The organism is Lysinibacillus fusiformis, from assembly GCF_016925635.1.
In the GTDB taxonomy this organism is placed as follows: domain Bacteria; phylum Bacillota; class Bacilli; order Bacillales_A; family Planococcaceae; genus Lysinibacillus; species Lysinibacillus fusiformis_F.
The window spans coordinates 2144520-2166271 of the sequence record NZ_CP070490.1; the positions used below are offsets into that span (position 1 = coordinate 2144520).

Here is a 21752-nt window from a genome sequence, read left to right on the forward strand (position 1 = left end):
AGCCAGTAAACATTTACTAGCTAGGGATTTTTTATTGAGCTTATATGAAAAAAAATTTTAGGATTATTGTTATTTTTCATCATTTTATTTTATATGATAATACTAATTTACAGAAAATTTAGATATTTAAGTAATGAGGTGCTTACTTGGTAGATGCATATATAAATGACTTAGTGAAAGAACAAGAAATTCCAGGTGCCGTGTTAATTGTTCAGCAGCAAGAAAGAAGGCTATTTTCAGGCAGCTATGGAGCCTATACAGCTGAGGATGGCAGCGAGCAAGCTATATTAAGCAATACGTTATTTGATTTAGCCTCTTTAACAAAAGTTGTTGCAACACTCCCGGCTATTTTACTACTGATGAGTCGAAATCAAGTTAATGTAACAGATTCAGTTCAAACCTATTTGCCTGATTTTAAATATCCCCTTGTGACAATCCAGCATTTATTGCAGCATTGCTCGGGTTTGCCAGCAGATTTAACACCAGTAGTTAAGAGGCATCATAAGCGTGACATCATGCAGGAAGTATTGGCAAGTGATGTAGTGTGTCAGCCAAATGAACAAGTGCTATATAGTGATTTAGGTATGATTATTCTAGGAAAGGTGATTGAAAAAGTTACTGGCAATTCATTAAAAAGTTTTGTAGAGCAAGAGGTTTTTAAGCCGTGGAGCATGCATCATACATGTTTTCAACTGCCTGAGCATACAAGAAGGCTTACGGCATCTACAGAAATGGTGGCAGATCAATTTGTGCAGGGAATTGTCCATGATGAGAAAGCTTTATTACTAGATGGGATTGCTGGTAGCGCAGGTTTATTTTCATGTGCAGAGGATTTAGCAAAGTATGCGGAAATTTGGTTGGGGATCAAGCAACAAACGGTGATTCCATACGATTGGTTAGAGCTTGCCTATACGAAAACATTTAAAACGAGGGGACTTGGATTTGAAGTATGGGGAGGGGATGACGCATCATTTTGTTTTGGTAGGAGGTGGAGCAAGGGCTCATTTGGTCATACAGGATTTACAGGTACGAGTATTTGGATGGACCCTGTACAAAAGGCATTTGTCATTTTACTAACGAATGCTGTGCATTATGGGAGAAATACAAACATGAGCAAGATTAGAGAGAAGCTTCATACGATGATTTATGAAAAATTACTGATATGAAGGGTGGATCTGCTGGTATGAGACAAAAGAGTAAATGGTTATTGCTGCTTCTTTTATTACTCGTTGTAGGTTTAGTAGGCTGTAACACGAGTGAGAAATCAACGAACTCAACATCACCTGATAAAGAAGAGGAACCGAAAACAGAAGAGGTTTCGCTAACAATAGGGAGTTGGCGTACAGAAGATGTTGCCAAGTATGAAAAAGTGATTGCTTTATTTAATGAACAACATCCTGATATACATGTGTCATTTAACCCAACTAAAAATACAGAATACAATACAGTCCTCAATACGGCATTACAGGCTGGGGAGGGTCCAGATATTTTCCACTTACGTCCTTATGCAGCTGGATTGAAGCTTGCAGAGGCAGGTTTTGTCGAGAAAATAAACGGCTTAAATGGATTGAGTGTATTTCCTGAAGAAGCATTAAAGGCTTCTCGCGATGACCAAGGAAATCAGTACGGTGTACCAATTAACTTAAGCTCTACACAATTTTTCTATAATAAAAAGATTTTTAAAGATAATAATCTTGAAATTCCTACTACATGGGATGAATTCATTGCATTAAACGACCAATTATTAGAAAAGGGCATTACACCAATTGCAATGGGTACAAAAGAAGGCTGGTTATTATCATTGCTGCACGGTATTGTCGGTCCTGCTGTTTATGAAGGCAATGACTTCTATCAAGCGGTGCTTGCGGGGGAAAGAGATTTTACAGATGCAAAGTTTATTGAATCGATACAAGTGATGAATGACTTGAAAAAGTATTTTCCAGCCAATTCTGAAGGCTTAGGAATGGATGATATTCGTACTTTGTTTGCGCTGGAAGATGCGGCTATGTTCCCGTTAGGTAGCTGGGAAATTCCTGTTGTATTAGAAATGAATCCAGACTTAGATTTAGGTTATTTCCCTATTCCATCTAAAGAGGGAAATAAAACAGTGACGACTTGGGTAGATGGCTCATTTGCGATCAATGCTAATTCGAAACATAAAGAAGCAGCTAAAATGTTTTTAGAGTTTTTAACAACAAAGGAGTTTGGTGAGTTATTTGTGAAGGAGTTTTCCATGATCAGCGCCATTCCTGGTATTACTTCTGACGATGCATTGCTCAATGATATTAGTCATTCGACTGCAAATGAAGCAACGCCATATATGTGGGTAACTAATTTTACTGGTGGGGACCCGACAACAAAGAGCTTGCTTGAAAGTGAGCTACAAGGCATGTATTTAGGTCAAGTAACGCCTGAAGAGGTGGCCACAAAAGTACAGGAAAACGCTAAAACTTGGTTTACACCATTTCAAAAATAATGAAAGCATCAAGCCAGCAGACCCCTGAAGCGCTATAAAGGAGTTTAGGGGTCTTGTTGTCTCATTATTAGTAAAGGAGGCTGCTCATGATGAGAGAATCTACAGCTTCATCAGTAAGAAAAAGGAGATTGTGGGCAAGATGGACTATTCATCTTTTCCCTATTCCTGCATTAATCGTATATGGAATGTTTGTGCTTTATCCGATAGTAGCGGCAATGTCCTATAGTTTTTTTGAATGGAAAGGGATGGCTCGTGGCGATTTTATCGGTCTCCAAAATTTTGTGACGCTTTTTACGACAGAACCCTATGGCTCTATGTTTTGGAACGCCTTTAAACATAATGTCCTGTATTTTGTTGTGCAAATGGTAGTTATGAATGGATTAGCCTTCTTTCTTGGCTTTATTATCTATCAAAAAATTAAAGGAGCAGCGTTTTTTAAGGCGGCTTTCTTTCTCCCACGGTTATTATCAGTGATTGTGGTAGGTTTCTTATGGAAGCTCATTCTAAATCCTAATTTTGGTACTTTAAATGTTATTTTAGAGAAATTAGGTCTAGAAACCTTACAAAAAGCTTGGTTGGGGGATCCTGGAACGGCGTTAATCGCCATTATTTTAGTCAATTGTTGGTTTGGACTAGGTTTTGGTGTCTTAATTTTCCTTGCTGGCTTTCAAGGGATTCCAAGTGAGTTAGTTGAAGCTGCAAAGTTAGATGGTGCTAAGGGCTTTACTTTACTGTGTACTATTTATTTGCCCCTAATGGTGCCATCTATTATGATCATGGGCATTTTAACGTTTATCCAGTCCTTTGAGGCATTTGAGCTTGTATATGCGATGCAGGGCTCTATGGGAGAGCCATATTATTCTACGGATACGTTAGCTGTGTTTTTCTATCGCTTGGCATTTGGTAGCTCTACAGCTTCTGGAGCGACAGCTATTGGGCTAGGCTCTGCGTTAGCGACGGTTCTGTTCCTATTTATATTAGTTTGTACCACGCTATTTTTACGCTTTGCCAATAAAAAGGACGTTCAAATGTAAGGGGTGCGTATAGTGAAGCAAGGTGTTATTTGGGTTCGACCATTTTATTATCTAGTGGTATTTACAGTAGCGACCATTAGTTTATATCCTATCGTATTAATGATTTTATCTTCATTTAAAAAGAGCGTGGACATCTACAAAAATCCATTGGGCTTACCGACTAGCTTTAGCTTAGATACTTACCGTACATTATTAGCAAAAATTCCATTTACAACGTATTTTCTAAACAGTTTGTTTGTCAGTATTGTATCTGTTGTACTGATTGTTGTTGTTTGTTCACTGGCTTCATTTTATATTGCCCGCTTTAAATTCTCTTGGAATCATGCATTATTCTTTATTTTTTTACTAGGCATGATGATTCCTATAAAGCTTGGGATTGTACCGCTCTTTATTTTAATGCGTGATTTAGGGCTGATGAACTCCTTATGGTCTTTAATTTTGATGAACACGGCGACAGGGATTCCATTATCCATGCTGATCTTAACGGGCTTTTTTAAAACGATGCCCTATGAGCTGGAGGAAGCGGCCCGTATAGATGGGGCGGGGAACTTAAGAGTCCTTTGGCATGTGGTGTTACCGTTAATGAGACCTGCACTTGGAACAGTGGTGATTATAAATTTTATTGCTGCATGGAATGATTTCTTCTTCCCACTTATTTTTATTACAGAAAAAATGAAACGGACGATACCTGTTGGAATGATGTCACTCTTTGGGGAGCATTCGGCAGATTGGGGCTCTCTTTTTGCAGGTTTAACATTAGCATCATTACCAATGATCCTATTATTCTTTATTGCGTCAAAGCAATTTATGGAGGGGCTGACGGCTGGTGCCATTAAATAGGCAATACATTATTGGGGTCGATGGTGGCGGGACGAGGACTCGTGCAGTGATTGGGACAAGAAAAGGGGAAGTGCTGGCCTTTGTTGAAGGAGCCGGAACGAATATGAAATCAACGCCACCAGACGAGGTAAGGCTACAAATCATTCAGCTACTTGCTCAGTTACTACAAAAGATAGATGCAACAAAGAATGATATTTCTGCGGTGTTCTTATGCGTGGCAGGGGGCGATCGCCAGGTAGATAAAGAACGCTGGGAGCAATGGATTAGCTTTCTTTTCCCTGCTAGCGCCTTTAAGATAACCATCACCAATGATGCGGTAGCGGGGCTTACTAGCGGTACATTTACACAGCAAGGGCTCGTTGTGATAGCAGGAACGGGTTCTATCGTATATGCTGTCGGAAAAAATTATCAAGCTAGTCGTGTTGGAGGATGGGGTTATTTATTAGGCGATGAGGGCAGTGGGTACTATATTGGGCAAGAGGCATTGCGATTTATTACGCGACATTATGATGCTTTTGGCGTGAATGAGGATCTATTTACAGCGACTATTTTAAATCAGCTAGCATTAAAAAATCCTACTGAAATTATTACGCATGTTTATGAGCATTTACAGCCGCGTGTACTCATAGCCTCCTTAGCTCGAGTGGTGTTACGTTTAGCCGAACAAAATAATGATAGGGCAAAGAAAATTATTGGGCAGGCTGCTCATCATTTAGTTCAATTCATCCAAATAATGTTGAAAAAAGAGCCGCAGCTAAAAGGTTACCCTATTGTCCTATGTGGAGGTTTGTTCGAAAATTTATATTTTGTTCAATGCTTTCGAGAAAAATTACACCTCGCTACAATACCTAATCGACTCATACAACCAGAGGTGCCACCTGTTATAGGAGCTTTCGTTAATGGACTTCTCAGTGAAGGAATTCCAATAACAGAGGCTTTACAACGAACGGTAAAAGAAACTTGGATGAGCATCCATGAAAAATAGCGTGGGAGGGATTTGATTTCAATGGAAAGAATGACAAAACTGACGACTGAAGGCTATCATCCAGATACGACAAGTCTAGATTTGATGTCCACTAGTGAAATTGTAAAGCTGATGAATGAAGAGGATAAAAAAGTACCGTTAGCCATAGCAAAGGTTTTACCTGAAATCGAACAAGCTATTACAGCTGTTGTGCATGCGTTAAAGAATGGCGGTAGATTATTTTATGTAGGTGCAGGGACGAGTGGTCGAATTGGTTTGCTAGATGCAGTAGAATGTCCACCTACATTTAGTACGTCACCAAAGCTTGTCCAGGCAATATTGGCTGGAGGGGCAGATGCAGTGATGATCGCCATAGAAGGTGCAGAAGATGATCTTTCATTAGGAGAGGTTGAACTACAGAAACAACAGCTAACAAACCGTGATGTAGTGATAGGGATTGCAGCAAGTGGGCGAACACCTTTTGTCAAAGGGGCATTAATTTATGCTCAACAATTAGGGGCGAAAACAATCAGCTTAGTCAGCAACGCTCATTCTGTCATTAGTCAGCATGCAGATATTGCAATAGAGGTGATTACAGGACCTGAAATTTTAACAGGTTCTACAAGACTAAAGGCTGCCACAGCTCATAAACAAATATTAAATATGATTACAACGACAACCATGATTAAGCTTGGAAAAGTCTATAAAAATTTAATGGTGGACGTTCATGCTAGTAACTTTAAATTGCGAGAGCGAGCCAAACAAATTGTCTGTGAAGTGACGGGTGTTTCTTATAGTCAGGCTGAAAGTGTTTTAGAACAAACTAATTTTCAAGTAAAACTCGCCATTGTGCTGTTACTGACAAATACAACAATAGAAGAAGCGGCAGAATTACTGGCTCAATCCGAAGGGCATGTACGTAGAGCAGTAGAATTAAAAAAGTATTGATAACAGAGATGAATGGAAGACCTTCTTTTAACTAGGGATGGGGATAGAAAAATGGAAAAAATAAATGCTGGCTTAATTATGCTCGCAGAAATGCGAAAAAAGCTACCACCTTCGGAAAAAAAGGTAGCAAGCTATATTTTAGAGAATCCAACACAGGCGATTAAAATGACTGCGGTTGAGTTGGGAGAAGCTAGTCATACAAGTAGTGCCGCGGTTATTCGGCTGTGTAAATCGTTAAATTTTAGTGGTGTTCAAGAGCTGAAATTGCGTATTGCTGGTGATTTACAACATGCTAAAACGGAAGATCGGGATATTGAGGCGAATGAAGCATTGCCATCGATTGTAGAGAAGGTGACGATGCAAAGTAGTGAAATTTTGACACAAACAGCTAATTTAATAGATATTGCTGAATTAGAGCGTGCCGTAACGGCCTTATCACAAGCCCGTAAAATTATATTTTTTGGAGTGGGTGCATCAGGTATAGCAGCAATGGATGCGGATCAAAAATTTTTACGAATCAATAAAAATAGTAGGGCATTTGTGGATTTGCATTTAGGAGCTACAGCCGTTGTCAATGCACAGAAAGGGGATGTGGTAGTAGGTATTTCCTTCTCTGGAGAAACGCATGAAGTGGCTAAAATCCTTGAAATAGCTAGCCAAACACCAGCCACTACAATTAGTTTAACGAGGTATGGAAGTTCACTTGTATCTAGCCTAGCAGACATTTGTTTATATGTATCTCCAAATGTTGAAGCAACCTTTAGAAGTGGTGCAACCTCCTCACGCCTTGCCCAGCTACTTGTCATTGATATTTTATTTATGGGGGTCGTGACGAGTGCCTATGAGCAGACAATAAACTATTTAGATGAAACACGTTCAGTTATTCAAGGATTGCATAAAAAAGTGGCTAAACAAAAAAATAAAATAAAGTAACGAAGACGATTCTATTAGCCATAGCATCGTCTTCGTTTTTTATCTTAATTCAGCAAAGCTTTTTGACGAGCCAGGTACAAAAGGCTCCCTTCTTTCATGTGGGAGCAATGCATGTTTTTTCAAAGACGCTCCTCTGTTTGAGGATTGAAAAAATGGATCTTTTCTTCCTTCATGACTAGGAAAACCTTATCGGATGGATGCAAATTGTTATCAGCCTGTACTCGTGCAATGAAATTTTGATTTGCTAAAGAACAATAGAGGTAAGTTTCTGCTCCTAGTAATTCTGCTACATCGATCGTTGCATTGAACCTATAAGGGGAAATAACATCAGTAATTTGTAAATCCTCAGGACGAATACCCATAACAATCTCTTTCCCTAAATAATTTTTTTCCTTTAACAATGGTAAGTATATGGATGGAATAGGGAAGCTTTGCTCACCTAACAGGATTTCCGTTTCTGTTAGACGACAATGGAAGAGATTCATGGATGGTGAACCAATAAAGCCTGCCACGAACATGTTATGTGGTGTATTGTATACTTCTTTAGGTGTCCCAATTTGTTGGATAAGTCCATCTTTCATCACTACTAGACGAGTAGCCATTGTCATAGCCTCTGTTTGATCATGGGTGACATAAATCGTTGTCGTTTGAATTCGTTGATGGAGCTTCTGAATTTCTGCACGCATTTGCACACGTAATTTTGCATCCAAATTCGAAAGAGGCTCATCCATTAAAAATACCTTAGCTTCTCTGACAATAGCTCGGCCAAGTGCTACACGCTGTCGTTGGCCACCAGATAGAGCTTTTGGCTTTCTTTTTAAATAATCCTCTAATCCTAAAATCTTAGCAGCTTCTTTAACGCGACGATCTATTTCCTTTTTATCGACTTTTCGTAGCTTTAAGCTAAATGCCATATTATCATAAACTGTCATATGCGGATATAATGCATAGCTTTGGAATACCATTGCGATGCTACGATCTTTTGATTCCACATCATTCATGAAGACATCGTCAATATATAGCTCTCCATTTGATATATCCTCTAAGCCAGCAATCATACGTAAAGTTGTTGTCTTACCACAGCCAGAAGGACCTACAAACACAATGAATTCTTTATCATGAATATGCAGATTAAAATCAGTTACGGCTTGTATATTTTTATCGTAAATCTTATAGATATGCTCTAACCGTAATTCCGCCATACACACTACACCCCTTTACAAGTCATATTTTCATTGTAAATGACTTTAGAGTAGAGTGATATGGAAAGCATGCACAGTATTGAGGTCATAAATTGTGCAGTTGGCCTTAAAGTGATTCTAAGAAAATAATTGCGAGATAAACTTCTAGTCGATGGGGAAATTGCCGAATATCCTTTTGCGTTATTTGTTGAAATTTTTCTAAGCGATTTTGTAAGGTATTGCGATGCATATACATTTTTTTAGAGGCTAATGTAATGTTTCCCTCGTATTCAATCAATTTCTTGATTGTATGGAGTAAATCTGGCTGAGAGGTGGCACTTTTTAGAATAGAGGAGATAAAAATCTCTTTCTCTTGATACGCTAGATGCTGCGTTACATATGGCACTAAAAGCTCTTGCTGTGTGAGTACATGCTTTGGTGTATAAGTCCAAATGGATGGTAGAAGGTGAACATACCAGTTAAATCGTTCCTTGGTCGTGGTGATGTCATGTATAACATCAGAAACAAAAATCCTAAAATGAACCTCTAAGTCCGCCATTATGGGATCAAGATAATGAGCCAAATTTAATAATTCATTGCTGTCGATACATTCGATAATGACAAATAATTGTGGATGAAGCGATAGCAGTATAATATCCTTCCCCAGTAAAGCTTCGAAGACGGAACGCAATAATGTAGGTGCTGTAAAGTCTTTGTCAAATTGAAGAAATAACAAACGATGCATAGGAAGGACAGCTGGGGAAACGTCTGTTTTCCCTGTTAGATAATCAAGCCAAACTATATTGTAGTTATGCGACAAGTCAATGGGTCCTGAGAATATCCGCAATAACTCATATTCACTTTGTGTCATTGTGTGTATTGGAATTTCATAAAGCTGGTTGTCAAAATTAAACACATAGTTTCCATCAGTTTTACCTGAAAAGGGGCTTAATAATGGGAAACGTTGCTGTAATTTTTGAAGATCCATGCATGCCACTCCTTTATTTGAATAGAAAGTAATAAGGTCAACTTACTATAATTATATGATGAAATGATTATAGTATTAATATAAAAACACGGATATTAGCGAGTATGACAATCATACTTAGCTAATGTCCGTGTTATCTATTTAGGCATCTTTTTTAAATAACTTACCTGGCCAAAAAGCATATTTACCTAGTACTGTCGTGATAGCTGGCACAAGCAATGGTCTTACAATAAATGTATCGAGCAACACACCAATGGCTGTCACAACACCAAATTGAACAAGCACCTGAATTGGTAATGTTGCCAGCACAGCAAATGTACCTGCTAGGATGAGTCCAGCAGATGTAATAACGCTTCCTGTTCGGACAACACCTTCTTCTACAGCTGTTAAATGGTCAGTGGTTTTACGCTTTTTCCAAATTTCTGAGATCATAAAGATATTATAATCCTCTCCGAGAGCTACTAAGAATACGAAGGCATACAATGGAATAGCTCCAGAAATAGCCTCGGCTCCCATGATGTGATGCAAGATTAACCATCCAGCGCCTAATGCTCCAAAGTAAGAAATAATAACAGTCGCTAATAAATAAACAGTTGCTGTAATAGAACGTAAATAAACAAATAATAATACTGCAATTAAGGCAATCATGGTTGGCATGATCACTGTTTCGTCACGCTTAGTTATTTGCTGTGTATCGTATTGACTAGCTGTTTCCCCGCCAATCCAAACTTGTTTCTCAGCATGATTGAGACCTTTTGCCTCCAGCATTTTTATAACCTCTGTTTGTAGTTCTGGAATATGGGCTAATGATTCTTTCGCATAAGGATTGGCATTGAAAGTGAGTTCGTACAAGTGAATGGACTTATTTTTTTCGCCAATTTGTACATCTGCCACACTATCAATATAAGAGATAGCTTCAAGTTGTTGCTGTAAATTAATATCAGTACCTTTTGTATCTATTACTAATTGAACAGGTGCTAGCTCTCCAGGCGAAAAATTCTCTTCAATTAAAGTAAATCCTTCTCTAGACGGCATATCTTTTGGGAAGGATGAAAGCAAATCAAACGTATATTGAATACGTGGAACAAATGCTGCCAATCCTCCAAGTAAGATAACAGTTACAGCAATTACGACCCAAGGTTTATGGGTAACAAAATGGCCGATTTTATGACTGACCTTATGTGAAGGCTTATGCTGTTTCTTGCCCTTTTTATTTGCCATTTCCTCCGTGCGTGGAGTGAAGGGGAAGAACGCTACACGACCAATAAGGACAAGAATAGCAGGTAGGACAACAAGTGCTGCGATTCCCATGACAAGCACGCCAAAGCTAAATGGCACGGCAAAGCGTTGAAATGCGCCATAATGGGCGAGACTAAGGGTAGCTAAACCTAAGACAACCGTTAGGGCACTCATTAAAATAGCACCACCCGATTCTTTGATAGCTAGCTTCATAGCGACCGCCTTATCTTCAACATTAAAGAGTATTTCTCTATATTTAGAAATTAAAAATAAACAATAGTCAGTACCTGCACCAAAAAGTAAAACAGTCATAATGGAGACTGCCTGTGAATCCTTATCTATCCATCCCTGATCAGCAAAAAAACCAAGTGTTGGACTAATTACACCATAGGCAAGCCCTACAACAATTAAAGGAATAATAGCTAGCAATGGAGAACGATAAATGATAATAAGTAGTACCAAAACGAGTAATACAGTTGCGATCAATAGCTTCACATCTGCTTGTGAAAATAAACTGACAGCATCAGTGGCAATCCCCACTGGTCCAGAATAGCGCACATGGAGTACATCACTAGATAATTTCTCATCTAATTGTACTTGATAGCCTTCCATTATCTTTGTCAAATTATCTAAACTATCCTGTAGCATATCTGTAGCGACACCCTTTTCAAAAAATACAGGTGTAACAATTGTTGTGCCATTTTTGGAAGCGGAAGCCATTAAAGCCTGCGGTGGCATTTGATCAAATGGTGGAACCATAGTTTGATGGGCTAAGGGCTTTGCTTGCAGCTCGCTGTAAACACCTTGTATGGCTGAAAAATCATCCGATGTTAAGCCGTTTTCACGATGCCAAACCAGCAATAGCGGTGTGCCAGCATCATTAGGAAATTGCTCTGCAATAATTGCTGCTGCTTGCTCAGACATTTCAGTGTCAGGTAAGTTTTTGCCTGATTCACTTTCTATGCTATTGATTTGTGGCCAAGCAAACGATAATACAACTACTAATAACACCCAAAAAGCTAGTGCTAATAAACGTCCCTTTTTACTTGCAACCATTGAGCCCCATTGCTCAAGTGGATGTTTTTTCATAAGAAGACCTCCATTCATGTAAGTGATTTAATTATATATACTAGAAGGTTAATTAATCAATCTATAAATATTAATATGTTATAATATGCGTAAAAAGAATGCTTAATTAAGGAGGCGAACTTGTTGAAACAATCACCGCGTGTTCTCGGGAGACCTCGCCATGATGAAAATGCGAAACCTACAAAAGATATTGTCCTTGAAACGGCCACAAGACTTTTTATTAAAGAAGGATACAAAAATATTTCGATGGATGATGTAGCAAAAGCTTGTAGCGTAACAAAGGCGACTATCTATTACTATTACCCAACAAAAGGGGAATTATATACATCTGCTTTAATCGCGATGATGGATCGTATCAAGCTATCGATTCTACAAATTTTAGAGCAGCCTAAACCATTTAAAGAACGACTCGAACAGCTTGTTGAGGTTCATTTATCAGCCACTATCGATATTGATATGAAAAATTTTATGAAAGAGGCGACTATCAATTTATCGGAATCACAGTTGAAACAAGTCCAAGCCTCCGAAAATGATATGTATCAAACAATAGAGCAGGCTATGCAAGTAGAGATGGAAAAGGGAACCATTCGAAAAGGAAATGCAAAGTTTTTCGCTCATAACTTTATGGCATTGATGACTGTAGGGTATTTTAAAGATGGCGATGGTAAAACTTTGCTAGGCTCAATAGATGTGACGGCAAAGGAAGTAACAAATTTCTTCTGGCTTTCTGTTGAAAAACGTTAACACACAATAGGTTTGTAAAAGGAGCTATCTCATTTATTTGGGATACTTCTTTTTTAGTGATGTAAGTCACAGACAATCAGAGCGATTCTTCATTATAGTGGGGGTGTGTCCTAGAAAGTAGTGGAACATCGTAAATCAATAATAGACTATATTAACCCTAAAACTAGGGACAACAGAGTAATGGAGGAATGACAATGACAATTATACCAATCCTAGCAATGCTAGAAGAAAAGACAAAACATATTGGTAAATTAGAGAGTATCGCTGGTGCAGATATTTTAAACATTCAATTGCGTGCAGGTGAAAAAATTCCTGAGCATCATGCGGACAATGAAGTGCTAATTATTGTTCAATTTGGTGAAGTTCGCTTTATTGTTGAAGGTGTGGAGGAAATTTTAACACAAGATACAATTTTAACTTTAAAACCATCCGAAAAGCACAGCTTAGAAGCAATTACAGACGTTCGTGTTATTGTCATTAAATTAAAATAAAGAAAAGCTCCTATATTCTAAAATCTGCTTTGTTGGCCAAGAGTGACACATTTCTATTGACACTAACAAAAAAAGATTTAGCTTCCTTATTGAATACTACAAGAGAAACTTTAAGTCGTCGTTTATCTGTATTCCAAAAAGAAGGGTATATAGAGATGACAGGAAAAAGAATTATCATTAAAAATTATGATGCTTTGGAAAATTTATTATAGCAAGACAGTTAATAGTTGATAAAATCAATGAATTTTGAAAAGATTGTCGAAATTGTGATATAGCTCATTGAAATAATGTACAAACAGTCTTATAATGAAGGTTGTAATGTCACCAAGACAAGATAAGGATGGTATTATGATGCGCTTTTTGCGATTTAAAGTAAACATTGTAATAACAAGTCATACGAATCGCTATCCAGCCCTTGTGACTGGTGATTGTGTAAGATATACGCTGTAACGACTGTTAAGTTTTACCTTAATGGTCTTTTTTACATGTAAGCAATAAAAAATAGTACTAGTGATGGCAAAGGAGAGTTCAAAATGTCAGAAACGAATAACCAAACACAGGCTGAACAAGTAACTGTGAGTAAAGAGCAATTAGATGTACTAGATCAATTATTAAAGCCTGAAGTTCAAGAATCACTTACAACTTTAGTTGAGCAATTACCAAAGTTAACTGAAATGATGACATTATTAACGAAATCATACGAGTTTGCTCAAGCTGTTGCAACAGACGAAGTGCTTAAAAACGATACTGTTGGAGCAGTAACAGAAATGGCTGGTCCTGTAGTTGGTTCTGCGAAAAACCTTGCAGCAACTGCAATTGAAGCGAAAGACCGTGCATCTGAAAGCCATGAAGTAATTGGCTTATTCGGTCTTGTGAAAATGTTAAAAGACCCTCAAGTTCAAAATGTTTTCCGTTTTGTTAATGCTTTCTTACAAGTAAGCTCAGAACGTAAAGCTAAATAAGACTCAAGGTAAATTCAATTCGTAAGGACGGAGGATTAATTAATCATGTCAAAAGAAATCGTCATCTTAGGTGCAGGTTACGCTGGCGTTTTAACTGCATTAACAGCACGTAAGTATCTATCAGCTGATGAAGCAAAAATTACTGTAGTAAACCAATTCCCAACACACCAAATTATCACTGAGCTTCACCGTTTAGCAGGTGGTACAATTGCAGAAGGTGCTGTTGCATTACCACTTAAAAAAATCTTTAAAGGTTTAGATATCGACCTACACATTGCAAAAGTATCAAAATTCAATGTGGATACTAAAAAAGTTGATCTAGATAATGGCTATACATTAACTTACGATACACTTGTAGTATCTTTAGGTAGCCAAACTGGATTCTTTGGTATCCCAGGATTAGAAGAAAACTCTATGGTTCTTAAATCAGTAAATGATGCCAATAAAATTAACAAACATATTGAAGACCGCATTAAAGCATATGCACAATCTAAAGATGAAGCAGATGCAACAATCGTTATTGGCGGTGGCGGTTTAACAGGTGTTGAGCTTGTTGGTGAAATCGTGGACAACTTCCCGAAAATCGCTGCAAAACACGGTGTTAATTTTGCTGATCTTAAAATTAAACTAGTTGAAGCTGGTCCAAAAATCTTGCCAGTGCTTCCGGATACACTTATCCAACGTGCTACTGAAAGCTTAGCAAAACGTGGTGTAGAATTTATTACAGGTACACCAGTAACAGGTGTTGACGGCAACGTTATTTCTTTAAAAGATCGTGAACCAATTGTTGCAAATACACTTGTTTGGACAGGTGGGGTAGCTCCACTTCCAATCGTAGGCGAATCAGGTCTAGCAGCTGATCGTGGTAAAGCAACGATTAATGAATTCTTACAATCTACATCTCACGAAGATGTATTTGTTATTGGTGACGCATCTGTTGCACTACCAGCTGATGGAGGTCGTCCACTATACGCTCCAACAGCACAAGTTGCATGGCAAATGGGTGAATGTGCTGGTTATAATGTATTTGCACAATACAAAAACCAAGACATGAAAGCATTCTCAGCTGTAAACTCTGGCACACTTGCAAGCTTAGGTCGTAAAGATGCTGTTGCTACAATTGGTGCGAGCAACACAGAGCTTAAAGGCCTTCCTGCAACATTAATGAAAGAAGCTTCTAATATTCGTTACTTAACACATATTAAAGCTTTGTTTGGTTTAGCCTATTAAAAAACAAAACACTCACTACTATCACGCTATGTCGTTGTTAGTAGTGAGTGTTTGTTTTTTCTAAAAATGTATATTAATTACTTTAAATCCAGTAAAATAAATACATATTCATATTCTATTTTCTGAGGTGATGGCTGTGTTAACAATGTTTCAATCAAAAAAAGTAGATATAGAGCAATTTAAGGCTAAAATTGATGAACTGAATGCAAAGCTGGATAAGAAAGATCATGAATTTCAAATTTTTTTAAATGAGTTACATAAGGAAATCATTGAAACGATTGAACAACATAACAAGGTAAATGATCAGCATACTATTTTAGGAGAAATGGTCGCCGATATTGTAGGAGAGTTTAATAAAGTTGAGGATAGTACTATTCAATCCAATAAAATTTCTGAAAATGCGCTTGATAAAGGCAATTTATTAATTTCTTCCTCGGATCAAATGATGACATTATCGGTTGAAAGCAAGCAGGCTGTCCAGGAGGTAGAGCAGCTAATTGATGCGTTAGGAGAGCAGTCTCAAAAAACATCTTTAAGCATGAGTAATTTAAGTGAGCGCTCAAAACAAATAGCAGAAATTGTAAATGTTATTGGCGAAATTTCAAATCAAACAAATTTACTAGCTTTGAATGCATCTATTGAGGCAGCAAGAGCAGGGGAGCATGGTAAGGGCTTTTCAGTTGTTGCTGAGGAAGTTCGCAAACTAGCTGAAAACACGAAAACTAGCACAGAAGATATTGCTAATTTAACAAAGAAAATTGAAGAACAAATTGGACTTGCTTACGAGGATAATAAAAATAACATGCAGCTTGTCACGGAAGGTATTGATAAAAGCGCTAAAACCTCAGTAAAAATTGATCAATTACTGCACATTATGACGAATGTTCAAACGGGAATTAATGAGCTATTAGCTTCAATCAAAGATCAAAAGCTATCAAACGAAGATGTTATGCATAAATTTAATACGACTACTGCCTTATTTGATGAAACAAATCGCGTACTAACAAGCCATATTGATGAATCAGAAATTGTGACGAAAAAATTATTAGAGGCAGTCGATCAAGTAAAGCATTTCCCAACAGAAAGATAAATAATCTAACTTCATTCAATGGAAGTTTAAAAAAGCAAGAACCCTGCATAGCACCTCCTCAACTTCTTAGTGACTACTACAGGGTTCATTTAATTATTTCAAATCGCCAACTTCAGTCATTTCATTCCACAATTACATCTTTCATACCGCATCTTTCAAAGGCTTGAACACCAGCCGCGGTCTTCCACAAAACTCTCCTGCGATTAAACCTGTGCTAACGCTGACTCGATGACCAATCCTAAACAAGGATAAGGTAAAGCATTACGCCATATAAAACCTCTTTCAATTCTGTTTTGTTCATCCTAGATTAGTAGGTAACAATTCAGATGGGAGGATGTGAAAGCAATTTTTGCATGAAGCTCCTCTTTACTTAAAATAAACTTTTAATCAATGTATCAATCATAACAGGCATTTCTTTAAACGCACTATCCACATGCAATCGTTCTGTTTTTTGATGGGCATCCTTACCAAATGGACCGACATTTAATACAGGACCTTGTAATGCCGCCATTTCTTTGAATGGAATATGATACGTGTCGCCCCATACTGGTGTGTTCCGCTCAAATGCTAGCCACTCATTGGATGCATCTGAATAGTTGACATAGCTTAAATCACAAATGCCGTTAAAGTAGTGAATCTGCTCCACCTCAATATCGAATGTCCGAGCTGTTTGCTTCATTAATTCAATCGACTGTTTCACTAATGGATGATTGGATGAATTAATGGCTGGGTAGTAAGGTGGCGCATATAACAGAACTGTGGCAGGTGCTAATTCCTGACAGCGAATCATGAGCTGATCCACAATGCGAATGGACTTTTCACGATCATCCCATGCACTATGTTGCAGAACCTGCTGCTTTATCGCTTGTACTTCCTCAGCCCCTAATTTATCGATGGCGTGCTCCAATAATGCCTCATAGCGTAAGACCTTTACTTTGCCCACACCCTGCACATTTTCTCGTGTACAAATGTCCTGATAGTGCGCATTGCAAGCAGCCATAGCCTGTAATGCAACTTCCTCAAAAATAGCCATCACTTCAGCCGCTGTCCGTTTTAACAAGAAGACATTGTAAAGTGCCGCCGCACGATATGGTGTTTGTGTAGAATACTCCATTTTTAAATCTTTTAATTGTAGAGAGACGGGTAGTGGCGTGCTTTCACCTAAATCTGTTTCACGGAAAAGCGGATTCCACTCCATATGCTGTGTCATATAGGAGGCGATAAAGGTAGCCGTCATCCCCTTTAATGGTTCACCCACATGTGTCTCTTTTCCATAGAACAAGGCAGCAGGCATGATTTTACCAATTGTGCCTGAATAAATATATTCATTCGTATCCGATGGTCCTTGTGAAAAGGAAGGCTCACTATTTAAAAATAATTGATAGGATAGACCATGCTGTTCACGCAGTCTCACCAGTTCCACAACAGCGGCTCTCATACCAGCAGAGTTGACTTCCTCATCAGGAACCGTCGTTAAAATCAAATTAATCGGCCATTGCTCAAAGCTTGCCTTTTCAATTAACTGCATGTGTAAGGCAAGACCCATTTTCATATCCATTGTGCCGCGACCAAATAAATAATTCCCTGACTCCAAATCAATGCGAGCTGCCTCTGGTAAGTCTTTTAGGTATTTAGGCTCCAGTAGCTTTTTCGTTAGTTCTTCCGGATAAAAGGCTAACGGCTCTAGTTCACCATATTCCTCCGTATGCACGGTATCAAAGTGGCTAATTAATACAACCGTTTCCGTTGCCGTTGGATGCTTATAGAAGGCTGTAACCGCGTTTCTGCCAAGTCCTGCATCATGTAATTCAATCAATTCCGGATGTTTATCAAAATATGGAAGCGTTAACAATTTATCTTTTAAGCGAAAGGCAAATTCATTTTCACCCTTCGTTAATGTTCTGCTTTCCCAGCTCACAAGTTCACATAAGAGGGCACGTAGTTTTTCGGGTGTATCCCACATAAAAGTATTCATTATTTTTTCTCCTTTTATAGTAAAATGTTTTATTTTCAAGATGATATAAATAGAAAATTAGAAGGGAATTAAATATTTTTATTGTCATTTATTTTTCGCTATATGAAATTAAATCTACATAGTGGAATATAAATTCATCGTAAATGGAAAACAACAAATTGTCAATTTTAATTTTTGTGAATACTCGTAATTTTCCTTACTAATTAAGTGGAACTATGTATATATTTCATGTAGCATCTATTTATATGCATAAAAATTAGTTAAAATAAAATGAAACTACATTCAAAAGTAAGGGCTACATGTAAAAATTTGAGGGTACATAAAAATTTGATAAGTTGCATGAATATTATTTTCATAATGATTCCACTTAGTGCTAACTGGATCTATAAAAACCTTAAGATAGTGATCATATGGGGAAATGAAAGGGAGTAATTGTAATGATTCAATCAATCGAAAGAGCTATGTTAGTTATAAATATACTGGCGAAGCATCCGAAACGTTTTTTTACTGTGCAGGAAATTTTTAATGAAACAGACTTGCCAACGAGCACAATTTACAGATTATTATATACATTAGAAAGTTTTGATTTAGTAGAGAGAAATGAGAATAAAAAGGAATTTCGACTGGGCTATACATGGTTGCAACTTGGCATGAAAATGTATCACGAGACGGATATTAGAGAAAAAGCGCATCCTCTGTTAGAAAACCTTGCATATAATGTTCGCGAAACAATCTATTTAAGTATCGCCAAACAGTTTGCATCCATTATTATTGATCGAATTGATAGTCCTAAAAATGTCCGTATTATTGATATGATTGGCGAAAAAATCCCTTATCCTATCGGAGCTCCTAATAAAGTGTTGCTTGCGTTTTCTAAAAGCGATGTACAGCAACAATTTTTCCAACAACTTGAGGAGCCTGAGAAAGAAAACTTGATAGAGAGCCTCAATGATGTAAGAGAAAAAGGCTTTGCCATAAGCGTTGGAGAAAAAACAAAAGGGACAGTATCCATAGCAGCACCTATATTTGATTCAAATAAACAAATAATTGCAGCCATTAGTGCAGAGTGCTTTGAATATGATACAGATGAGGAAAAATTAGAGAGTATAACACAGGAAGTCATTAAAACGGCACAGCAGCTATCCTATGAATTAGGGTATGTATAATAATTTCTTCCTTAGATAAAAACCATCTAGTGTCAATATTATGTTGACGTTAGATGGTTAATTTTTTTCATGAAAAGGGGTTACTTTAGTTTTTCAATTATTGTTGCCTGCTATTCACAATCCTTTGATAATAGTGACCTTTCGTAGGTTTTACATTTAGCAATAGTAGAATAACAGCTACAACCAACAACATAAAGGATGCACTAACGACAACGGAGCGTATTGTTATCCATTCAGCAAAAATCCCAAAAATAGCAGTAAGTATAATAATAAAAAGTGCTTCAAAAAATCCATAAATACTTCCTATTCGACCCATGCTCTTAGAGGGGATATTATTTTGATAAAATGTATAAAATCCTGTATTCGCAAAGGCGGTTGCAAAGGATAAAACAAAGCAACCTAAAGCAGCTATAAAAAAAGAAAATGATGATGTAAATATTAAATAACCTAATGCTGTTATGAGAGATCCCATGCCTATTAACCAAGAAGTTGGTATTTTTTCAACAATAACGGAATTAGTTAGGGAGCCAATTAATACACCCACTCCCGCAATACTGACTAGAATACCATATTCTCCTTCAGATAAAGCTAATATTTGTGTTGCAAAGGCAGCCTCTAAAGAATCAGTAGCTGTCATCAAGACAATAGTGATGCTAAACAATAAATAAATGACCATTACATAGGAATTTTTTAAGCTAAAGCGTATGACCATTTGCCAATCTTGAAGCAATACGCGATAAAGCGATGTTTTTTCGGTATTACGATCAAACTTTTCAAAGGCTTCAACATTAGGCGTTTTGAACGTTATACAGGCTGATAGAAATAAAGCAATCGCGTTTAAATATATAGCCATATGAGGTGTTCCGACTGTAAATAGCAAGCCTGCAATAGCTGGTCCAGTTAGAAATGCACCAGAGTCGAGCAAGCTGCGTAATGAATTAAAACGTTTCCTTTGTTCGATAGGTATTAACTTAGTGATATAAGTCATAGATGTTGGATGATACATAGAGCTAGCAACTGTAATGATAAAGACAAAGACATACATCCACACTAGGCTAGAAAAGAAGGGGAGTATGACAATGAGTATAGATTGAAAAATATTTAAAATAATCATTAGCTTTTTCTTATTAAAACGATCGATTAGGCTTCCTGACCAAAAATTAGTGAACAAGGATGAGATTGCTCTTACTATATACAAGCCAGAAACAGCCAGAGCAGATTGTGTAAGATTTAATACAAGAAGATTTAAGGCAATAAAATAGATCCATCCACCAATACTGGAAACACCAATACTACATAATAGAATGGCAGGATACCGCCAGCTCTCTAAAGATTTTCTCATATAAATTCCTCCTTAAGCAAAATGATGATTTGCAAAATAAAAAATCCCACCCCCAAGACGATTAGTCTTAGGGACGAGATTGTGGAATTTATATACTCACGTGGTGCCACCCTAGTTCACTATTATGTCACCATAATAGCCTTTCAGTACGGCATAGTGCCTATGCTTATACTGTAACTCTATAACGGGAGTTCCCGTCGCACCATCATTCAAACAAAATCCAATGCGCTACTCCGAGACTTGTTTCAATAATTCGTTCTTACTCGTTTTCAGCAATCCGAGCTCTCTGGGAAGAACAGCCTTATTTACTCTTCTCTTCAATGTATTTTTGCTAGTGTAGCATATGTACATGATTCTGGTAAATAGTACTATAAAAATATTACTAATAATTTTGTAGAAAGATTTTTAATTGTGTCATCAGCGATTGGCAGTGCTGTATGGATAAATCAACATTCAAAGGAATTTCAAGGGAATGATCGAGGTCCTCAAAAACAGCAAGCTGAAGAGTAGTAAGTTGCGCCAGTTTTTCCTGTGAATAATAAGGATCCGCAGTACCAATTGCCAAAAATGCATGTTTGTCTAATAGATTTGCCATTGTATGTTGAAGAGATAGTAATGGGGTGAAGAGAATATAACGAGCAGGAATAAAAGGAGTCTGCTGCATATAAAAGTCGATAATAGGCATAGTACCTAAAGATTTTCCTAGGTAGACGACTTCTCTATAAGGTTTTGATTGCAAGCTGTTTTCTACAATAGGGTTGGCAACATGATAGACCATTTTTGATATGGCTTGTGAGTCCTGTTCGAATTGCTGCTGCTCAAACGTATAATTGATTTGAATGACATCATAGCCAAGTTCTAGCATTAATGCCGTAGAATAATAAAGTATAGGTTTATCATAGGTATAGCCCGTGCCGGAGAACATAAAGCATAACTTATCGCTTTTTCTATCAAAAAAGTTGTAGGATATACCGTTATACATGGCTTGCTTAGGTTTGATTTTCATGAAGATTCCTCCATTTATAGTAACGATAGTTTATAATTGTACTATAGCAAAGGG

Annotated in this window: 21 protein-coding genes and 1 other annotated feature; of the genes, 15 read left to right on the top strand and 6 right to left on the bottom strand. The window is 37.4% G+C overall.

Annotated features, from left to right (window positions below; genetic code table 11):
* Positions 1-146: 146 nt before the first annotated feature.
* The 7 genes from JTI58_RS10535 (at position 147) to JTI58_RS10565 (ending at position 7195) form a co-directional block, all read left to right on the top strand.
* On the top strand, positions 147-1166 hold the full coding sequence (locus tag JTI58_RS10535; protein WP_205446545.1) for a serine hydrolase domain-containing protein: 1020 nt from the start codon (positions 147-149) through the stop codon (positions 1164-1166).
* A gap of 17 nt (positions 1167-1183) precedes the next feature.
* Positions 1184-2476, top strand: coding sequence for an ABC transporter substrate-binding protein (locus tag JTI58_RS10540; protein ID WP_243456373.1), 1293 nt, complete (start codon positions 1184-1186; stop codon positions 2474-2476).
* An 86-nt stretch (positions 2477-2562) separates the two neighbouring features.
* A complete protein-coding gene (locus tag JTI58_RS10545; protein WP_205446547.1) occupies positions 2563-3510 on the top strand; it encodes a carbohydrate ABC transporter permease in 948 nt (315 codons plus the stop codon).
* A gap of 12 nt (positions 3511-3522) precedes the next feature.
* Positions 3523-4350: a carbohydrate ABC transporter permease gene (locus JTI58_RS10550; RefSeq protein WP_205446548.1), complete on the top strand. Its 828-nt coding sequence runs from the start codon at positions 3523-3525 to the stop codon at positions 4348-4350.
* A complete protein-coding gene (locus JTI58_RS10555; protein ID WP_205446549.1) occupies positions 4337-5335 on the top strand; it encodes an N-acetylglucosamine kinase in 999 nt (332 codons plus the stop codon). The genes JTI58_RS10550 and JTI58_RS10555 overlap by 14 nt, the downstream gene beginning before the upstream one ends.
* A 21-nt stretch (positions 5336-5356) precedes the next feature.
* A complete protein-coding gene (murQ, locus tag JTI58_RS10560; RefSeq protein WP_205446550.1) occupies positions 5357-6262 on the top strand; it encodes an N-acetylmuramic acid 6-phosphate etherase in 906 nt (301 codons plus the stop codon).
* Positions 6263-6313: 51 nt separating this feature from the next.
* Positions 6314-7195, top strand: a complete 882-nt coding sequence (locus JTI58_RS10565; protein WP_205446551.1) for a MurR/RpiR family transcriptional regulator — start codon at positions 6314-6316, stop codon at positions 7193-7195.
* Between the two features lie 119 nt (positions 7196-7314).
* Here the strand turns inward: JTI58_RS10565 and JTI58_RS10570 are convergent, their stop codons facing one another.
* The 3 genes from JTI58_RS10570 to JTI58_RS10580 form a co-directional block, all read right to left on the bottom strand.
* Positions 7315-8397 (bottom strand): ABC transporter ATP-binding protein, encoded by a 1083-nt coding sequence (locus JTI58_RS10570; RefSeq protein WP_205446552.1) that lies wholly within the window; start codon positions 8395-8397, stop codon positions 7315-7317.
* Between the two features lie 106 nt (positions 8398-8503).
* Complete coding sequence (locus JTI58_RS10575; RefSeq protein ID WP_205446553.1) at positions 8504-9364, bottom strand: PucR family transcriptional regulator; 861 nt, start codon at positions 9362-9364, stop codon at positions 8504-8506.
* Positions 9365-9505: 141 nt separating this feature from the next.
* Positions 9506-11692 (bottom strand): MMPL family transporter, encoded by a 2187-nt coding sequence (locus JTI58_RS10580; RefSeq protein ID WP_205446554.1) that lies wholly within the window; start codon positions 11690-11692, stop codon positions 9506-9508.
* Between the two features lie 123 nt (positions 11693-11815).
* On the opposite strand from JTI58_RS10580, the gene JTI58_RS10585 reads away from it, so the two are divergent.
* The 7 genes from JTI58_RS10585 (at position 11816) to JTI58_RS10610 (ending at position 16209) form a co-directional block, all read left to right on the top strand.
* A complete protein-coding gene (locus JTI58_RS10585) occupies positions 11816-12436 on the top strand; it encodes a TetR/AcrR family transcriptional regulator (RefSeq protein ID WP_205446555.1) in 621 nt (206 codons plus the stop codon).
* 194 nt (positions 12437-12630) lie between these two features.
* Positions 12631-12927, top strand: coding sequence for a cupin domain-containing protein (locus JTI58_RS10590; protein WP_205446556.1), 297 nt, complete (start codon positions 12631-12633; stop codon positions 12925-12927).
* 32 nt (positions 12928-12959) lie between these two features.
* A complete protein-coding gene (locus JTI58_RS10595; protein WP_279381323.1) occupies positions 12960-13139 on the top strand; it encodes a Crp/Fnr family transcriptional regulator in 180 nt (59 codons plus the stop codon).
* A gap of 106 nt (positions 13140-13245) precedes the next feature.
* Positions 13246-13377 (top strand): hypothetical protein, encoded by a 132-nt coding sequence (locus JTI58_RS25070; protein ID WP_255349861.1) that lies wholly within the window; start codon positions 13246-13248, stop codon positions 13375-13377.
* An 83-nt stretch (positions 13378-13460) separates the two neighbouring features.
* Positions 13461-13889 carry a helical membrane plugin domain-containing protein gene (locus JTI58_RS10600; RefSeq protein ID WP_205446557.1) on the top strand — a complete coding sequence of 143 codons (429 nt, stop codon included), beginning with the start codon at positions 13461-13463 and terminating at the stop codon, positions 13887-13889.
* Positions 13890-13934: 45 nt separating this feature from the next.
* A complete protein-coding gene (locus JTI58_RS10605; RefSeq protein WP_205446558.1) occupies positions 13935-15119 on the top strand; it encodes an NAD(P)/FAD-dependent oxidoreductase in 1185 nt (394 codons plus the stop codon).
* 130 nt (positions 15120-15249) lie between these two features.
* The gene (locus JTI58_RS10610) at positions 15250-16209 is read left to right on the top strand and encodes a methyl-accepting chemotaxis protein (RefSeq protein ID WP_243456376.1); all 960 of its coding nucleotides are present in this window, start codon (positions 15250-15252) and stop codon (positions 16207-16209) included.
* Between the two features lie 370 nt (positions 16210-16579).
* Here JTI58_RS10610 and JTI58_RS10615 read toward each other — a convergent pair whose 3' ends face one another.
* Complete coding sequence (locus JTI58_RS10615) at positions 16580-18184, bottom strand: M20/M25/M40 family metallo-hydrolase (RefSeq protein WP_205446560.1); 1605 nt, start codon at positions 18182-18184, stop codon at positions 16580-16582.
* Between the two features lie 437 nt (positions 18185-18621).
* Between JTI58_RS10615 and JTI58_RS10620 the strand changes: the two genes are divergently transcribed.
* Positions 18622-19350 (top strand): IclR family transcriptional regulator, encoded by a 729-nt coding sequence (locus JTI58_RS10620; RefSeq protein ID WP_205446561.1) that lies wholly within the window; start codon positions 18622-18624, stop codon positions 19348-19350.
* Positions 19351-19447: 97 nt separating this feature from the next.
* Here JTI58_RS10620 and JTI58_RS10625 read toward each other — a convergent pair whose 3' ends face one another.
* Positions 19448-20692 (bottom strand): MFS transporter, encoded by a 1245-nt coding sequence (locus JTI58_RS10625; RefSeq protein WP_205446562.1) that lies wholly within the window; start codon positions 20690-20692, stop codon positions 19448-19450.
* Between the two features lie 66 nt (positions 20693-20758).
* Positions 20759-21022: a binding site (T-box leader), on the bottom strand.
* Between the two features lie 52 nt (positions 21023-21074).
* Positions 21075-21698, bottom strand: coding sequence for a hypothetical protein (locus JTI58_RS10630; RefSeq protein WP_205446563.1), 624 nt, complete (start codon positions 21696-21698; stop codon positions 21075-21077).
* Between the last annotated feature and the right edge of the window lie 54 nt (positions 21699-21752).

What these genes read in the sequence shown, in the direction of transcription:
- JTI58_RS10590 (WP_205446556.1), top strand. Translation starts at nt 12,631, where the DNA reads ATGACAATTATACCAATCCTAGCAATGCTAGAAGAAAAGACAAAACAT.
- JTI58_RS10545 (WP_205446547.1), top strand. Translation starts at nt 2,563, where the DNA reads ATGATGAGAGAATCTACAGCTTCATCAGTAAGAAAAAGGAGATTGTGG.
- JTI58_RS10630 (WP_205446563.1), bottom strand. Translation starts at nt 21,698, where the DNA reads ATGAAAATCAAACCTAAGCAAGCCATGTATAACGGTATATCCTACAAC.
- JTI58_RS10565 (WP_205446551.1), top strand. Translation starts at nt 6,314, where the DNA reads ATGGAAAAAATAAATGCTGGCTTAATTATGCTCGCAGAAATGCGAAAA.
- murQ (WP_205446550.1), top strand. Translation starts at nt 5,357, where the DNA reads ATGGAAAGAATGACAAAACTGACGACTGAAGGCTATCATCCAGATACG.
- JTI58_RS10570 (WP_205446552.1), bottom strand. Translation starts at nt 8,397, where the DNA reads ATGGCGGAATTACGGTTAGAGCATATCTATAAGATTTACGATAAAAAT.
- JTI58_RS10615 (WP_205446560.1), bottom strand. Translation starts at nt 18,184, where the DNA reads ATGAATACTTTTATGTGGGATACACCCGAAAAACTACGTGCCCTCTTA.
- JTI58_RS10600 (WP_205446557.1), top strand. Translation starts at nt 13,461, where the DNA reads ATGTCAGAAACGAATAACCAAACACAGGCTGAACAAGTAACTGTGAGT.
- JTI58_RS10625 (WP_205446562.1), bottom strand. Translation starts at nt 20,692, where the DNA reads ATGAGAAAATCTTTAGAGAGCTGGCGGTATCCTGCCATTCTATTATGT.
- JTI58_RS10620 (WP_205446561.1), top strand. Translation starts at nt 18,622, where the DNA reads ATGATTCAATCAATCGAAAGAGCTATGTTAGTTATAAATATACTGGCG.
- JTI58_RS10605 (WP_205446558.1), top strand. Translation starts at nt 13,935, where the DNA reads ATGTCAAAAGAAATCGTCATCTTAGGTGCAGGTTACGCTGGCGTTTTA.
- JTI58_RS10575 (WP_205446553.1), bottom strand. Translation starts at nt 9,364, where the DNA reads ATGGATCTTCAAAAATTACAGCAACGTTTCCCATTATTAAGCCCCTTT.
- JTI58_RS10540 (WP_243456373.1), top strand. Translation starts at nt 1,184, where the DNA reads ATGAGACAAAAGAGTAAATGGTTATTGCTGCTTCTTTTATTACTCGTT.
- JTI58_RS10580 (WP_205446554.1), bottom strand. Translation starts at nt 11,692, where the DNA reads ATGAAAAAACATCCACTTGAGCAATGGGGCTCAATGGTTGCAAGTAAA.
- JTI58_RS25070 (WP_255349861.1), top strand. Translation starts at nt 13,246, where the DNA reads ATGTCACCAAGACAAGATAAGGATGGTATTATGATGCGCTTTTTGCGA.
- JTI58_RS10610 (WP_243456376.1), top strand. Translation starts at nt 15,250, where the DNA reads ATGGCTGTGTTAACAATGTTTCAATCAAAAAAAGTAGATATAGAGCAA.